This is a genomic window from Roseateles agri (assembly GCF_034043675.1).
In the GTDB taxonomy this organism is placed as follows: Bacteria; Pseudomonadota; Gammaproteobacteria; order Burkholderiales; family Burkholderiaceae_C; genus KK5.
Genome location: NZ_JAXCLA010000006.1, coordinates 112,317 through 130,989, shown reverse-complemented (window position 1 = coordinate 130,989; position 18,673 = coordinate 112,317). Strand labels below are relative to the sequence as shown.

The window sequence follows — 18,673 nt, the reverse complement described above, 5'->3', positions numbered from 1 at the left end:
GCGCTGCTGGCACGCGGGTCGGCGGCGCGGGCCCGAGCCAGAGCGAATGGCTGGCCGCGATCAACGCGGCCGATCCGGCCCAGGGCACCGAGGCCACCGTGGCCGGCGGCACCAGCGTGACGGCCGGCGGGTCCATCACGGTCAATGCGCAGCAGTGGAACGACGTGGACTTCCTCGTCGGCGCGATCGGCGGCGGCGCGGGCGGCGTGGGCGCCGGCATCGGCGTGTTCTCCACTGCGTTCAACACCAATGCCAATGCCGGCGGTACCTACACGGCCGGCGGCAAGCTGACGGTCAAGTCGCAACTCGACAGCAACGTCAGCGCGATCTCGTTTGCCGGTGGCGCCGGCTTCGTCGGCCTGGGCGCCGCCGTGTCGGTGCTCAGCGACCAGTCCTTCAACCAGGCCGGGCTGGCGGACGGCGCGCGGGTCAAGGCGGCCTCCGAGGTCGACGTCACCGCCATCGCCAATCGCACGATCCACCTGAACACTGACCAGGGCACGGCCGGCGCCGTGGCCGCGGGCGCCTCGTTCACGCGGCTCACGGCCGGCGGCCAGGTCAGCGCCGACCTGGGGGCTGGCGTCAACATCGGGCAGGACGCGGGCCTGACGGTCGGCGCGCTGCACGTCGACGCGGAAGCGAACTACGACACCTATGCCCACACGCTGGGCTTCTCGATCGGCGCGGTGGGCATCAGCGCGAACTTCGCCTTCGTGACGGTGAACCCGCTGCTGCGCGCCTCGGTCGGCACGCAGTCGCTGATCGCCACGACCGGCGATGCGACGGTGGACGCGATCTCCACCGGCAAGGCCGATGCGAACGTGCTGACGGTGACCGGCGGTGCCGGCGCCACCGGCGTGAGCCTGTCCAAGGCCGTCTTCTCGCCGACGGTGCAGGCGCTGTTCGGCGCCACCGCGCTCTTGAACGCCGGCGGCCTGATCCGCGTGCAGGCGCGCAACAACCACAACGGCACGAGCGCGCTGGCCAACCAGGGCGCCATCGCGACCTCCCGCGCACCGAGCGCCGGCGGCTTCGCCGGCACCGGCGCCGCGCCGGAGGCGGATGCGAATGCGGTGGTGCTGGCCAGCGTGGGCTCCGGTTCGCTGCTTGGCGCCGGCGGCCGGGTCGACGTGCTGGCCTACAACAGCAACGAGGCGCAGGCCAAGGCGCTGGCGCTCTCGGTCGGCGGCGCCACCTTGGGCGTCAGCATCGGCATCGCCCATGCGGACGGCAGCACCAGCGCCGAACTGCTCGGCGGCGTCTCTTCGTCCAGCAACATCCTCGTACGCTCGCAGGCGCGCAACTTGGCCAACGCTGCGGCCGATGCCTCCGGCGGCGGCCTCGGCGGCACCAATGGCGCGAGCAGCACGGCCACCGCCAACGGCGCGGTGCAGACCACCGTCGGCGTGGCCGCGCAGGACGCGACCTTGAAGAGCAGCGGCAGCATCGTCATCGAATCGCGCGGCAGCAACGACGCGACGGCCAACACCTACGGCCTCTCGCTGGGCGTGGGCAGCGCCGTGGGCGTGATGACGGCCAGCGCCGAAAACTCCGGCGCCGTCGGCAGCACGGTGACCGGCAACACGAACCTGGTCTCGGCCGGCGGCGTGCGCATCGGCGCCTACAGCAACCAGGCGGGTGAAGACGCCCGTGCCATCGCCGACGCGGCCGGCGGCGGCCTGGGCCTGGCGGCCAACGGCACCGTCGCCAGCGCCACCAGCAAGGGCGGCGCGCAGGCCCTGGTCGGCAACAACACCTCGATCGCCGGCGGCAGCGGCGCGGTCGTCGTCGAGGGCCTGGCCAGCAACACCGCCTACGCGAAGGGCTCGGCCACCTCGGTGGGCCTGGTGCTGGGCATCGGCGGCGTGATCACGAACGCCTCCACCGGCGGCACGACCGGCGCCGTCAGCGGCGCGGACGTGACGGGCGCCAGCCTCTCGGTGCTGGCCCATGCGGACCAGAACGCCGACGCCGAGTCCACCGCGGCGGCCGGCGGCATCACCGCCGGCGTGACCGGCGCGGGCGCCACCAGCAGCGTCACGCCGACGATCAATGCCGGCATCGGCGACGGCGCGCAGGTCAGCGTCGGCGGGCCGGTCTCGGTCGTCGCCGAGAGCAATGCGGACTCGGACGCGACAGCCACCGGCGTCGCCGTGTCGGCCGGCTTCTCGATGGGCATCTCGGTGGCCGACGCCACCCTGAGCCCGACGATGACGAACCGCATCGGCACCGGCGTGAGCCTGACGGCCAGCGGCGCCGCCGCGGACCTGACGATCGCGACCCACCTGAACAACACGCCGACCAACGTCCCCGGCGGCGCCTCGGCCACCGCCACGGCGGCCTCGGGCGGCGTGACCGCCGGCAGCGGCACCGGCGCCAGCGCGCAGAGCCACTACGACATCCAGCAAAGCTCGGGCAGCGGCGTCACCCTGAACGCCGGGCGCGACCTGAACATCGGCCTGACGCTTGCCAACCATGTGGACGGCACGGCCAACAGCGACACCTTCGGCCTCGTCGCCGCGATCGGCGGTGCCGTCTCCAGCGCGACGCTGGACGGCTCGGCCACCAGCAATTTCGCCAGCGCCAGCGGCACGGTGGGCCGCGACCTGAACGCGCTCGGTACGTCGTCGGGCAACGTCACCTCTACCGCCCGCGCGGCCGGCGGTGGCCTGCTCAGCGGCCAGGTGAACAGCGCCACGGCCAGCTTCACGCCCACGCTGGGTATCAACCTCGGCAGCGGCACGACGCACGTCGGCGGCAACGCCACGGTGCAGATGCTTTCCAGCACCGACACCACGGCCAGCGCCATCGGCAAGCAGGCCGGCGGCGCGGCCATCGGTGCCTCGCTCGCCAGCGCGACGATGAGCCCGACCGTGTTCGCCCGCACCGGCACGCAGGTGCTCGACGCCGGTGGCGCGATCCTCGTCGAGGCGCGCCACAACCACGACGGCACGGCGGCCACCGGCCTCGACACGACGGCCACGGCGCTGGCCTCGGCCGGTAGCGCGCTGCTCAGCGGCACCGGTGCCTCGGCCTCGGCCACCGCCGCCGCGAACGTGGACGCCACCGTCGGCGCCGGCAGCCAGCTCACGGCCGGCGGCTCGGTCAAGGTGTTGGCCGATGCGGCCAACCTCGCCAGTGGCAGCAGCGCGGGCCTCGGCGCCAGCGGGCTGATCGGCTTCGGCGAGTCGAAGAGCAGCGCCATCGTCGGCGGCGGCACCACGGCCGACCTGCGCGGCGGCGGCAACGCGGCCACCTCGGTCAGCGTGATCGCCCAGGGCAAGAACAATGCGACGGCAACGGCCAATGCGGCCGGCGCCGCGGGCCTGGCCGGCGCCAGCGGCGGCAGCGCCACGGCGCGCTCGAACAGCGCCGTCTCGGCGGGCCTCGGCGACACCGGCGTCGCCAGCAGCACCACGGCCGCCAGCGGCGCGGTGCTGGTCGACGCCATCTCCAGCGCCGATGCGCTGGCCCAGGCCCGGGCCTTCTCCTTCGGCATCGGCGGTGCGGTCGGCTTCATGAGCGCCACCAGCGAGGTGGCGCCCGCCGTCACCGCCGAGGTGCGCGGCACCACCAGCGTCAGCGGCAACGGCATCACCGTGCGCGCCCGCCACAACCAGGACGGCGAGGACAGCACGGCCACGGCCGATGCGGCCGGCCTCGGCGGCGGCGTGGCGATCAGCGGTGCCAGCGCCGATGCCACGGCCGCGGCCAACACCAAGGCGCTCAGCGGCAACGCCACCAGCTTCAACTCCGGCAGCAAGGCCGGCGTGCTGGTGCAGGCGCTGGCGAACAACGTCGTCACCGGAACCGGCGATGCCTTCAGCGGCGCCTTGGGCGTGTCGGCCGGCATCGTCAGCGCTTCGGCCCGCTCCGGCGGCATCACCGAGGCGACCAGCGGTGCCGACGTGCTGGGCACGTCGCTGAACGTGCTCGCCACCGCCTACCAGGACGCCGATGCCACGGCCGAAGGCGCGGCCGGCGGCCTGCTCGCCGCCGGCACCGGCGCGGGCGTGACGGTCACCGTGAACCCCGACGTCCGCGCGGGCCTGGGCGACGGCGCGCAGATCGACGTCACCGGCCCGGTCAACGTGGTCGGCAGCGCCAGCGACGATGGCGACGGCACGGCCACCGGCGTGGCCGTGTCGGCGGGTCCATCAATCGGCCTGTCGAAGGCGACGGTGACCTTGACGCCGACGATGAGCCTGAAGATCGGCAGCGGCGTCAGCGTGACGACGCGCTCGGCCAACACGGGCGACATCCTTTTCGAGCTGCAGCACAACGGCGCCAGCAACGAACTGGGCGGCGCCACGGCCACCGCGTTCGCGGCGGGCGGTGGCATCGCGGCCGGCGGCGGCGCCGATGCGGCGGCCACCGTCAACTACAACATCACGCAGACGACCGGCAGCGGCGTCACCCTGAACTCGGCGCGCGGCGTGTCCATCGACACCGAGGTCGGCGGCCATGCCGATGCGACGGCCGATGCGCGCGGATTCGGCGTGGGCGGCCTCGGCGGCGCGGTGTCGAACGCGGCCATCGGCGGCACGATCGATGCCACGCTGGGCGGCGTCAGCGGCACGCAGGCGCTGGACTTCTCGCTCGTCACCAACGCCAACCACCTGGTCAACGCGAACTCGCAGGCCTCGGCACTGGGCCTGCTGGGCGCCGGCCAGGTCAACGCGGCGACGGCCACCTTCAACCCGACGATCAACGCCAACCTCGGCGGCGGCGGGACGCTCAACGTCGGCCGCGACCTGATCGTCAACGCGCTGTCGGCCGCGGACACGACGGCCAACGCGGTCGGCGTGGCGGCGGGTGCCGGCGTCAGCATCGGCGGCTCGATCGCCAGCGCGACGATGAGCCCGACGATCTCGGCCCAGACCGGTGCCGAGACGGCCAACGTGGGCCGCAACATCACCATCCGCGCCGAGCACAACCACGACGGCACGAACGCCACCGGCGCCGACACGCGGGCGATCGCACGCGGCTCCTCGGGCGGCGGCTTGCTGGGCGGCGTCGGTGCGTCCGCCACGGCCACGGCCGGCGCGAACACGACCGCCAGGAGCGGCGCCGGCAGCCTGCTGACGGCGGGCGGCTCGATCAGCATCCATGCCGACGCGGCCAACCTCGCCAACACCGAGTCGAGCGGCCTGTCGCTCTCGGCCCTGGTCTCGGCCGGCAGCAGCAGTGCCACTTCCAACGTGGTGGGCGGCACGACGGCGACGATGGACGGCGGCTCCGCCGGCAGCAGCTTTGTCGACGTGCGCGCGCTGGGCCACAACTATGCGGACGCGAAGTCCAACGCCTCGGGCGGCGCCCTGGGGGCCGGCGTCAACAGCGCGAGCGCCGTAGCCAAGTCGGCCAGCGCGGTGACTTCCGGCGCGGGCAACACCACGTCCGTCAGCACCGTCACCAGCAGCGGCAGCATCAGCCTGCTGGCGCTTTCGGAGGCGGACGCGAATGCGCAGGCGCGCGGCCTCTCCGCCGGCCTGGTCGGCGCGGTGGGCCTGATGTCGGCCAATGCCGAGGTCTCGCCGGACGTCACCAACACGGTCAAGGGCACGACCACGCTGAGCGGCCAGTCGGTCTCGGTGCGCGCGCAGCACGACCAGGGCGGCCAGAGCGCCCGCGCGAAGGCCGACACCGCCGGCATCGGCGGCGGCGTCAGCGTGGCCGGGGCGGCGGCCATCGCCAAGTCCGCCGCCAACACCAAGGCCGAAACCCAGGGCAACGCGACGCTGAACGGCAACGGCGGCGTGGTCACCGTGCAGGCGCTGGCCACCAACAACGCGACGGCCGACGGCACGGCCACCGGCGCCGGCCTCGCCGCCGCCCGCGGCGCGATGGCGGCCACGGCCACCTCCGCCGGCGCCACCAGCGCCACCGCAGGCGGCAAGATCAACGGCGCGGGCCTGGACGTGTCCGCCACGGCGATCCAGACCGCCAGCGCCAACAGTTCCGCCGCGGCCGGCGGCCTGATCGCGGCCAGCACCGGCGCCAGGGCGACCAGCCAGGTGACGCCGACCATCTCGGCCGGCATCGGCGCGGGTGCGCAGATCGACGTGAACGGCGGCGTCAGCGTCGGCGCCAATGCCACCACCTCGTCCACCGGCGTCGCCAGCGGCGTGCAGTTCGCCGGCGGCGTGGGCGTGGGCGGCTCGGTGGCCGATGTGGACATCAACCCGACGATGTCCACCACGGTCGGCAACAACGCCAGCATCACCACACACGGCGCCAAGGGCGACGTGGAGCTGGCGCTGCGCCTGAACAACGGCGACGCCGCGGTGGGCGCCGCCACGGCCACCGCCACGGCCAGCGCCGGCGCCGGCGCCATCTCTGCCTCGGGCAGCGATGCCAGCGCCAACGTCAACGCGACCTTGACCAACAGCACCGGCTCCGGCGTGCAGTTCAACACCGCGGGCAATGTGCGCTTCGACACCCTGTCCGGCCTGACGGCGGTGTCGCTCGGCGACAGCCTCAACCTGGCGCTGGCCGGCGCAGGCGGCGTGGCCAAGTCGGCCTCCAACATCGGCGGCACGACCAACGCCACCACCGGCTCGATCAACGGCACCGTCGGCGGCGACCTGATCGTCAATACCAGCAGCAACTACGTCGCGGTGGCGACGACCAAGGCCGCCAAGGGCGGCCTGCTGGGTTCCTTCGGCACCAACACGGCCAGCGCCGTCGTCACGCCGACGATCAACACCGGCATCGGCAGCGGCGGCAGCATCGCCGCCGGCCGCGACGTGATCATCAACAACCTCTCGACCGGCGATGCCAACGCCGAATCGGACGGCATCAGCGTGGCCGCCGGCGCGTCGGTCTCCGGCTCGGACGCGAGCGCCCGCGTGCGGCCCGACATGGACACCATCGTCGGCGCGGCCGATGTCAGCGCCGGCCGCAACTTCAGCGTGCTGGCCAGCCACAACGCCAACGCCAACGGCGCGGACGGCCACGACGCCACCGCCTTCGCCAACGCCTCCGGCGGCGGCCTGGGCTTCAGCGGCGTCGGCGCGAACTCGCTGGCCCAGTCCTCGGCCGACATGACGACCACCTTGGGCGGCAATGGCGCGGACCTGTCCGCCGCCGGCAGCTTCGGCGTGACGACCCGCTCCGGCAACATGGCCACGGCCAGCGGCTACGGCCTGTCGATCGGCGGCATCGTGGGCCTGGGCAACGTGCGCGCGGACGCCATCGCCGGCGGCACGCTGACCAATGCCCAGAACAACAGCTACTCGAACGACAACCAGCTGACGACGATCGCCGCGGGCACCGGCATCTCCGCCGGCGGCGACGTGACGATCCAGAACACGACGGCCCAGGGCGCGACGAGCCACACCACGGCGCCGGCCGGCGGCCTGATCGGCGCCGCGTCCAACGACTCCAGCGCCGTGCTGGCCCGCAACCTGAACACGCAGGCGCTGGGCCGCGGCATCAGCGCCGGCGGCAACATCCTGATCGGCGCCAGCAGCGCGGGCGGCGCGACCGCCACGGCCGATGCGCTGGCCATCGGCGCGGTGGCGGTGGGCAAGGGCGCGGCCAATGCGCAGGTGACGCCGACGGTGGCGGTCAGCGCCGGCGGTGTGCTGGATGCCGGCGGCCACATCTCCATCCAGGCCGCACACGACGGCACCCAGGGCGCCAGCGCCGACTCGCAGGCGGCCAGCGGCGGCCTCGTCGGCGTGGACGGCGCGCTGGCGACGGCCGGCTCGGCCGGCGTGGTCAGCGCGGCGATCCTGGATGGCGCCTCGGTCAATGCGGATGGCGGCACCTCGGTGCTCTCCGGCGTGGCCGACAAGGCCAATGCCAGCGCGGACGGCCAGGCCTACGGCCTCGCCGCCTTCGGCGCCACCGATGCGCGCGCCGATGCCAACTCGAGCAGCAGTGCCACGGTCGGCAATGCGCAGATCACCGGCGCGGGCCTGACGGTGGAGGCCACCGGCGGCGGCCGCGGCAACGCGGTGGCCGAGGCGACCAGCGGCGGCCTCATCGCCGGCAACGGCGCGGCGCCGGTCGTCAACGTGAATCCGCAGATCAATGCGAGCCTTGCCGGCGGCGCGCGCATCGACGTCGGCGGCAACGTGACGGTGGAAGCCAGCGGCAATGCCGAGGGCGACGGCAATGCGGTCGGCTACGCCGGCGGCGCCGGCGCGGTGAGCATCTCCAAGGCCGACATCAACGTGAACCCGGTCGTCATCGCGCAGCTCGCCAGCGGCGCGCAGGTGAAGGCCGGCGGCAGCGTGACGGTGCAGGCCACGCAGGGCCAGCAGGTCAGCGTCGGCGACACCAGCTTCGGCGCCGGCGGCGTCAACGTGGGCACCAACGTCATCACCTTGAACGGCGCGCACGGCCTGTCCACCGGCGACACGGTGACCTACGACAAGGGCGGCGACGGCAATGCGGCCGTCGGCGGCCTGGTGGACGGCAACAACTACCAGGTGATCGTGCAGAGCGACAGCGCGGTCAAGCTCGGCGCGGTGTTCAACGCCAACGTGGTGGACGCCACGCAGGACGCGATCAAGTTCGGCTCCGAGCACGGCTTCACCAACGGCCAGCGGGTGATCTACCACGCGGCCGGCAACACGCCCATCGCCGGGCTCACCGACGGCGGCACCTACTACGTGCGCGTGATCGACGCGCAGACGATCAAGCTCGCCACCACCCAGGCCGCGGCGCTGGCCGCGCCGAAGAGCTTCGGCAGCGGCGACGTGGACATCGCCGGCGACAAGATCACCCTGGCCGGCCACGGCTTCACGAACAACCAGGCGGTGACCTACCGCACCGCCAGCGCCGAGCAGTTCACCGGCAGCGCGCTCGGCGCGAACAGCACGATCACCATCAGCGGCCACGGCTTCAACACCGGCGACGCCGTCAAGTACACGCTGCGCGACCTGGTGACCGAGAGTCCCAACAAGCCGCCGGTGGCGCTCACCGGCCTGACGGCCGACACCACCTACTACGTGATCCGCGTCGATGCGGACCACATCCGGCTGGCGGCCAGCCCCGCCGATGCCACCAACGGCACGGCCATCACGCTCGGCAACACGGCCGAATCGGCGGCCAGCGGCCACATCCTGACCCGCCTCAACGCGGCGCCGGTGGCCGGCCTCGTCAGCGGCAACACCTACTACGTGAAGGTGATCGACGCCAACAGCTTCCAGCTCTCGCTGACCCCCGGCGGCGCGGCGATCGACCTCACCGGCGTCGGCGGCGGCAAGCACACGATCGGCGTCGAGGGCATCGAGCTGTCAGGCGCGGCCACCAGCGGCCAGCACCAGTTCGAGATCGACCTCACCAGCGCCGGCAGCGGCACCGGCCAGCAGTTGCTGGGCGCCGGCGGCGCGCGCTCGCTGGTGGGCAACGCGATCGACAACGGCGTGTCCAGCGGCGCCACCAGCGGCTCGGTCGGCGCGCTGATCTTCGGCGACAAGGGCTCGACGTCCACGGTGGACGTCGTCACGCAGGTGAAGGCGCTGGTGGGGGACAACGCCAGCATCCAGGCCGGCGGCAACATCCTCTTGAACGCCTTCTCGGCGGCCAACGGCGCGGCCACGGCGGGCAGCTCGGGCGGCGCCTTCATCGCCGTGGGCTACTCGGACGCCTTCGTCAACACGACGCAGACGGTGGCGGCCACGGCCGGCAACGGCGCGCGGCTCAGCAGCAGCGGTGGCTCGGTGACGCTCAGCTCGCTGTCCACGCAGAACGGCACGGTGGACGCCAACTCCAAGGGCGGCGGCTTCATCAACTCCTCGCAGGTCAGCGGCGGCGCGCAGCTCAACCACAACACCACGGCGAGCCTGGGCGACGGCGCCAGCATCACGGCCGCGCACGACGTGACCCTCAGCGCCGAAGCGCGCTTCGACGGCAGCATCAACGGCAAGGCCAGCAGCGGCGGCCTGGGCGCTGATTCCGATGCCGACATGTACTGGAACGTCGGATCCTCGGGCGACCACCAGCAGATCGCCGTCAACGTCGGCAGCAACGCGACGATCAATGCCGGCGACGACATCAACCTCGACGCGACTCTGGGCCGCGCCAAGAGCAACGTCACGGCCAGCGCCTACTCGGCCGCGCTGGGCGCCAACCCCGATGCCCATGCGAACAGCCGCCTGTTCTCCGACGCGACGGTCAACGTCGCCGCCGGCGCCACGGTGCTCTCGCTGGAGAACATCTACGTCCACGCGCTGAACACCGGCATCAGCAGCTACACCTACGGCAATGGCGAGGCCGATGCCGCCGGCGGCGATACCGACGTGGACTCGATCGTCGAAGACCGCCTGCTGGCCGGCGTGAACGCCGCGGCCGGCGCGCTGTTCGACACCCATGCGCTGGATGTGCGCGCCGAGATCGGCAGCATCACCTTCACGACCCGCTACCGCCAGGACGGCGCCTGGATCGACGACGGCGACGTCAACTCGCGCTTCGATCACACGCTGCAGCAGAAGATCAACTTCAACGCCGACGCGCGCCTGTCCAGCGGCCCGAACCCGGTGCTGCTCGTCAATGCGGCGGGCAATGTCGTCACCGCGCAGAACGTGACGGTGCAGAACACCGCCAGCGCAATCATCGTCAACGACATCACCAACGCCAGCGTCGGCACGGCCTACTTCCGCGCCAACGGCGTGTTCGACGCGGGGCTGGGCATCGCCGACTTCGGCTCGATCACCGGCACGCAGTCGACCTTCACCTTCGTCCACACCTACAACCGGATCACGCTGACCAACGAGTCGAACAAGGACCTGCGCATCAACAACATCGCGCCGGTCAACAGCACCGCGGTGCCCACGGTGACCCTGGACGTGGACAACGTCAGCGGCGGCGCGGCCGACCCGACGCCCTTCGAGTTCAACATCAAGCACAGCTACGGCGCCACGCAGATCCTGATCAACAACACGAGCACGACCGGCCAGCCGGACGTGCAGCTGAACGGCGTGATCGACAACCCGCTGGGCAGCACGCAGATCGGCAGCGTCGGCGGCGACATCGTGGCCTTCAGCACCGCCGCGCTGGTGCGCACCAATCTGCTGGCGCTGAGCGCCGGCGGCGCGATCGGCACGAGCGGCCAACGGCTCAACGTGGAGCTGGTGCAGAGCGAAGGCCGGCAGGCGACGATGACCAGCATCTCCGGCGCCAGCACCTACCTCGGCATCCGCGGCCTGCTGCGCGATCCGGCCTTCGACACCTTCACCCTGACCCTGGGCGACATGAAGGCCGGCGGCACCTTGGACCTGCTGCTGCGCGAAGCCAAGCGGCAGGTGACCGTCAACGGCGTGCCGCCGACCTACCAGGTGCAGGTGCACATCAACGCCGCCACCCTGGCCACGGACCTCGGCACGACCAACTGGATCCGCCACTTCCGGCCCGACCAGCCGGGCGGCGCGATCGTCGATTTCCCGGTCGGTTTCTTCGGCACCGGCAACACGGCCATCGCCACGACGACCAGCCTCGGCAAGCTCGACGCCGGTTCCGACCTGAACGTGATCGCCGAAACCCCGGCCCAGCGCATGGACCTGTTCCAGCGCAACACCTGGATCGGCGGCGCCAACGTCACCCTGCGCACCAACGGCGACCTGACCCTGCCCAGCACCGTGCAGGCCGGCAGTGGCAACCTGGCCATCCAGAGCCAGAACAACAGCATCTACGCCGACCACCTGCTGGCCGGCGGCAATGCCACGCTCACCGCCGCGCTGGACATCTCCAACGTGCTGGCGAGCTATGCCCACACCTGGCTGGCGCTGAACCAGGCCAACCTGCTGACCGCGGGCGGCGCGGCCCAGCTCACGGCCGGCCGCGACGTGACCCTGCCGCGCATCCTGCAGGCCGCCGGCAACGCGACGATCCTGGCAGGCGGCAATGTGCTGGCGCCGGCCTCGATCTGGTCGCAGAACGCCGACGTGTCCATCACCTCGACGACCGGCTCGGTGCAGGTCGACCACGTGGTGGCCGGCAGCGACGTGTCCATCACCGCGCGCCAGGGCACGATCAGCAACGTCACCGGTGGCCAGTCGGGCAACCGGCTGAACCTGTTCTCCGACAACCTGATCACCGCCGGCGACGGCATCACCCTGCTGGCCGGCGGCGACATCACGCTGCCGCGCAAGGTGCTCGCGCAGAACGGCGCGATCAGCATCACCTCGACCGGCGGCAGCGTGCTGCTGGCCGAGGTGGAAGCCAGCAACAACGACGTGACGATCACGGCCAGCCAGGGCGCGATCAGCGAGATCGGCAACGATGCCGCGGCCGACATCTCCGGCGTCAACCTGCGGCTCACGGCGGGCAGCGGTATCGGCAGTGCAGCCAACGCGATCGAGATCGACTCATCGCGGCCCAGCCACGGCACGCTCTACGCGCTGGCCGATGGCTCGATCTACCTGACCGAAGTCGCCGGTGACATGAACCTCGACCGCGTGCGCTCCACCACGGCCGACGTGGTCTTGAGCGTGCTGGCCGGCGACCTGCTCGACGACGCGGCCGATCTGGCCGCCGACGTCGAAGGCAACAACCTGACCCTGACCGCCAGCGGCAGCATCGGCAGCTACTACAACGACGTGGAGATCGACAGCCGCTTCTCCGCGGAAGGCGGCTTCGTCACCGCGACAGCGCCCAACGGCATCCAGCTGACCGAGGTGGTGCAGGCGCTCTATGTCGGCACCATCATCAGCAGCCTCGGCCAGGTGCGCCTGACCACGCGCGACAGCGCGGCCAGCGGCGAGGACATCGTCATCAGCGACGGCAAGGTGCAGGCCGGTGGCGCGATCACGCTGAATGCCGGTGACGACCTGACGATCACCGGCACGGTGACGGCCGGCGAGCGGATCTTCCTGGCGGTGGACTATCACAGCGCCGACGCGGCCGGCGGCCACGCGACGGTGACCGGCACCGTCACCGGCGACCGGCCCGAACTCGGCGGCGGCGACCAGGGCGACGTGCTCGACGTCTCCGCGCAGACGCAGGCCTGGACCGTCTACGGCAACGGCGGCGACGACATCATCAGCGGCGGCTCGGGCAACGACGACCTTTACGGCGGCGACGGCACCGACACGATCTCCGGCAACGGCGGCGACGACCTGATCGTCGGCCACGGCACCCTGGATGGCGGCGCCGGCAACGACCGCATCTTCGGCAGCGATGGCGCCGACACGATCCGCGGCGGCAGCGGCAACGACCAGATCTGGGCGCTGGGCGGCGACGACACGATCGACGCCGGCGCGGGCGACGACTTCGTGGACGCCGGCGACGGCAACGACACCGTCTACGGCGGCGCCGGCAGCGACACGCTCTACGGCGGCCGCGGCAACGACCTCATCTTCGGCCACGGCACCAGCGATCCGGACGACAACGCCACCGACCGCATCTACGGCGAGCAGGGCGACGACGAGCTGCACGGCAACGGCGGCGACGACTACATCGACGGTGGCTTCGGCGCCGACCGCATCTACGGCGAGGCCGGCAACGACGAGTTGCACCAGGGCTACGGCCAGGGCGGCACCATCGACGGCGGCGACGGCGACGACCTGCTGGTGGGCTCCGACGACGGCGACGACACGCTGATCGGCGGCGCCGGCAACGACCGGCTGCAGGGCCTGGCCGGCAACGACCACTTGCTCGGCGGCAGCGGCGACGACGTGCTCGAAGGCGGCGCCGGCGACGACGTGCTGGAAGGCGGCACCGGCGCGGACCTGCTGGTGGGCGGCGCGGGCAACGACAAGCTGTACGGCCAGGGCATCGACCCCACCGGCGACGACAACGCGGCCGACTACCTCTACGGCGACTTCGGCACCAACGGCAACGAGGCCGGCTCCGGCCGCGACCAGCTCTTCGGCCAGGGCGGCAACGACCTGCTGTACGGCGAAGGCGGCGACGACCTGATCCAGGGCGTGGCCGGCATCGCGGTCAGCGAGACCGGCGGTGGCACCAGCAACCTGATCGACTTCGGCGGCGGCGGGGACGATGCCTCGTTCAACGGCACGGTCACCGCGACGCCGGCGCCCACGCCGGTGGCGGTGGACGACAGCAGCCCGCGCGCGGTGGGCGTGCTGCCGGACGGCATCGCCGGCACCGGTCGCTGGGGCGACCTGGGCGGCAGCACGCTCGACTCCGACGCGCTGCGCGGGCTCGCAGGCGACGCTGGCCTCTCGCAGCAACCGGCCGTCGTGGCCGGCGCCGCGGGCCAGCAGTACGCGGCCTGGAGCGACAGCCGCAACGGCAACTTCGAGGTCTACGTGGCGCGCTGGGACGGCACGCAGTGGACGATGCTGGGCGGCAGCGCCACGCAGGGCGGCGTGTCGGCCAGCCCGAACGCGGCCTCGACGAAGCCGAGCATCACGCTCGATGGCACAGGTGCGCCCATCGTGTCCTGGACCGAGACGACGGCCGACGGCCGCAGCGACCTCCTCGTCAAGCGCTGGAGCGGCTCGGCCTGGGTGAGCCTGGGCACGGTCTCCGGCACCGGCACGGCGGTGGAGGGCAAGCTGGTCAACACGACCAACGGCCCGGTGCTGGTGTGGACCGACAAGGCGAGCGGCGACCTGCGCGTCTACGCCAAGATCTACACCGGCGGCGCCTGGGTGGCGCTGGGCGCGCAGGCGGCGACCACGGGGACAGGTCTTGCCATCGGCACCGAGTTGCGCGACTTCAGCGTCAGCGCCAACGGCAACAAGGTGGCGATCGCCTACTCGGCGATCCAGCCGAACACGGCGATGCGGGAGGTCTACGTCGCCGAATACACCGGCACCTGGGCGACCACGAACGTCAGCGGCTCGCCCGCGGTGAACACGGCGCTGGGCCAGCCGAGCACCTGGCATGCGCAGCCGAGCGTGGCCTACTTCGGTGGCTCGCTGTTCGTGGCCTGGCAGGCCTTCTCGGATACCGGCGCGACGGTCGTCACGGCTCAGCTCGACGGCGCCACGGTGACCGTGCGCGACGTGATCAAGGACCAGAGCCGGCCCGGCCTGCCGACCTTGGCTGCGGGCGGCAGCTCGCTGCGCCTGGTGTGGGTCAACACGCCGCTGGCCGATGCGGCGAGCGCGCTGTACGAGCGGCAATGGAACGCTACGACGCAGCACTTCGTCGAAGTGCTGCCGGGCGAAGCCAGCAGCGGTGGCATCAGCGCCACCGGCGGCCAGCCGCAGCAACTGGCGCTGGCCGTCGGTGCCGACGGCAAGGCCCTGCTGGCCTGGGCCGACGCCAGCGTCGGCGGCACGGCGAACTCGCCGGAGATCCTCGTGCGCGGCGATGCCGCGCCGGTCTCGCGCACCTTCACGGCGGATGCCAACACCTCGGTGCAGAGCATCCTCGACAGCCAGGTGCTGGGCGCCGGCGACGTCATCATCGTCACCGGCACGCAAGCCTCGGGCTTCACCGTGTCCGCGGCCGATGCCGGCGTGCTGATCTGGGGCACACCGAACAGCCGCATCAACGGCGACGTGGTGATCAACGGCGCAAACGTCAACCTGCAGCGGCTGACCATCGGTGGCGCGCTGACCGTGGCGGCCAACGGCGTCGGCGTGACGGACAGCAGCGTCACAGGCCTCACGAGCCTCACGGCCGGGCAGGGCGCCCAGCTGATGGGCAACAAGCTCAGCGGCGGCGTCAGCATCGCCGCGGGCGTGCAGAACGCCAGCCTGCGCTTCAACACCATCGGCGGCGGCCTGCTGCTGGACAGCGCCACCGGCGTGCAGATCCGCGACAACACGATCAGCGGCGCCACCGCGCTGCGCGTGCTGGCCGGCTCCGCCGCCAGCGGCCGCATCGCCGGCAACACGATCCTTGGCACGGCCACGGGCGTGGACCTGCTGGCCACCTTCGCCGGCCTGATCGAGAACAACCGCATCCAGGGCGGCGCCCTGGGCATCAACTACGCGGCCGGCAACCAACTGGCCGGCAACTGGGTCAGCGGCGCCACCGTGGGCCTGCAGAGTTCGCTGGGTGGCGACCAGGCGCTGGGCTTCGTCGGCGCCTCGCTGGACCGGCCGAACACCTTCGACGGCAATGCCACCGGCGTGAAACTCTCGGGCAGCGCGGTGATGCAGGGCCAGGTGGTCAGCAACAACACCGTCGGCGTCACCGGCGCGGGCCAGCTCGGCGGCGGCACGGCCGACCACATGAACCTGATCCAGGGCAATGTGACCGGCGTCGCCAACTTCACCGGCACGATCCAGTTCAACCGCCTGTCGGCGAACCAGCGCGCGATCGACGCGACCAGCGAGCAGCGCATCCTGCACAACATCTTCGACCGCAACACCGTGGTCGGCGTGCAGATCACCGGCAAGACCGATGTGCGCGTGTTCAACAACACCTTCTATTCGCTGACCGGCGACAACCTGCGCACCGAGGGCGGCAGCAAGGAAGTCGAGGTGCAGAACAACGTGATGTGGGCGGCCGGTGGCTACGACCTCTACATCGCCAACGACAGCCGCTACGGCATCTTCAGCGACTACAACGACCTGTTCACCTCGGGCACCGGCAAGATCGGCTTCTGGGCCACCGACTTCATCGACATCCTCGACTGGCAGATGGACCTGGACCGGCTCGATCTGCACTCGATCGGCACGACGGTGGTCAACCCGAGCTGGGCCGAGCCGCAGTTCATCTCCATCCTCACCAACGATTTCCGACTGCGCGATCCGGTGGCGCTGCAGCGCTACTCCTCGCCCGGCGTGGACATGGGCAACCCGCTGGTCGACAACGGCCGGCCGACGACCGACCAGAACCTGCTCGCCAACCCCGGCTTCGAGGGCTCGCTGGCCGGCTGGGAAGTGAACGCCGGCGCGCAGGCGCTGGTGCCGACCGGCTCTGCGCCGGCCGCCTACGAGGGCAGCAGCTTCTTCTTCGCCGGCGGCGTGGCGGGCGGCTTCGCGCGCCAGACCTTCACCCTGGCGCAGCTGGGCATCACCGCGGCCGAGGCCGACAGCCAGGACCTGCAGCTGCTGTTCGGCAGCCGCGTGCGCCTGGGCGTGGAGACGCCGGTCGACACCGCGCAGGTGCAGCTGATCTTCCGCGACGCGGCCGGCAACGTGATCGCCACCGCGACGGCCAACGCCAGCGGCGCGACCGACCGCTGGGAGCTGATCGGCCAGCGCGCGCAGGTGCCCTACGGCACGCGCTCGGTGGAGTTCGTCGTCAAGACCAACCGGGTCACCGGCGGTAATGCCGACGGCTACTTCGACCAGGCCTTCCTCTACAAGATCAACGAGAACGGCGCGCCGGACCTGGGCGCCTACGGCGGCACGGTGAAGGATCTGCCGGTGGCCGACCGCAGCCCGCGTATCGACCTGCGCTCGCCGGACTTCTACATCGACTGGGAAAAGTTCAAGCCGCTGAACATCACCTGGGAGACCTACGGCAATACCGACGACTCGCCGGTGCGCATCGACGTCTACCAGGACACGCCGGACGGCCCGAAGTGGGTGGCCAACATCGTCGCGGCCACGCCGGACTCCGGCCAGTACACCTGGATCCCCGGCAACAGCGGCATCGACTTCGGCACGCAGGGCCTGCGCATCCAGGTCTCGCTGGTCAACAACGCCGCGGTGCTGGACCGCAGCCAGGAACCGTTCACCGTGCCGGAAGACGGCGCCACCTACTACGTCAACGACGGCTCCACCGCCGGGGACGAGTACACGACGGCCATGGGCAACAACCGCAACACCGGCAAGACCGCCGATGCGCCGAAGCCCTACCTGGCCAACCTGTTCCGCGCCTACGACCTGCAGGCCGGCGCCACGCTCTACGTCGACACCGGCAACTATCCGCAGTTCGAGTCGCTGACCCTGTCGGGCACGGCGTCGCGCGGCTACGGCATCGACGAGGGCTTCGTGATGACCGGCCCGACGCAGGCCGGCCACACCGCCTCGCTGTTCCCGATCGTGCCGAACGAGCGCTCGTGGGCGCTCCTGGACCTGTCCGACACCGACTTCGTCTCGATCAGCCACCTGCAGCTGCGCGACGCGCAGCGCGGCCTGCTGATCTACGGCGGCGCGGAGGCCGTGGACCTCGATTACATCGAGGCCTCCGGCATGGTCTACGAAGGCATCAACGCGAACACCACCTCGCCGCTGTCCACCTGGACGGGCCTGTTCATGCACGACAACGCCGGCACCGGCCTGGTCGGCTACGGCACGCTGGGCGGCATCGACCAGCTCACCAGCACCGGCAACCGCACCGACGGCCTGTACTGGGAATCGGGAAGCCTCGGCTTCCTGACTGGCAGCACGCTCTCGGGCAACTCGCGCTTCGGCGCCTACCTGTACTACACGGGCGCCACGCGCGTCCAGGGCAACCTGTTCCAGGGCAATGGCAACACCGGCCTGAACATGCCGGTGAGCAGCAGCACGCAGGCGCTGATCGGCAGCACCGACCTGAGCCTGGGCCTGGGCAACCGCTTCATCGGCAATGCCAACGGCGGCGCCAGCTTCAGCGGCAATGTGCTGGTGGCCGGCAACGTGGCCTCGGGCAACACCGGCAACGGCAGCTACGGCATCTGGGTCAGCAGCGGCGAGGCGCGCCGCAACGTGATCTACGGCAATGTGAACGGCCTCTACGCGGGCAGCTCCACGGCGGCCGAGAACCGCGTCTACAACAACGCCGGCTACGGCATCTACGCGCCGTCGAGCACGGTGACGGGCAACACCGTCTACAGCAACGACATCGGCCTGTATTCCAACGGCAACGC

1 protein-coding gene (running past both ends of the window) is annotated in these 18,673 nt (G+C 71.6%); it reads left to right on the top strand.

All 18,673 nt of this window come from inside a single coding sequence — locus SNE35_RS18600, Ig-like domain-containing protein (protein WP_320424469.1), on the top strand. Of the gene's 42,996 coding nucleotides, 10,843 precede the window and 13,480 follow it; the stretch shown corresponds to coding positions 10,844–29,516 (codon 3,615, partial, through codon 9,839, partial); the first codon wholly inside the window starts at nt 3. Both the start codon and the stop codon lie outside the window.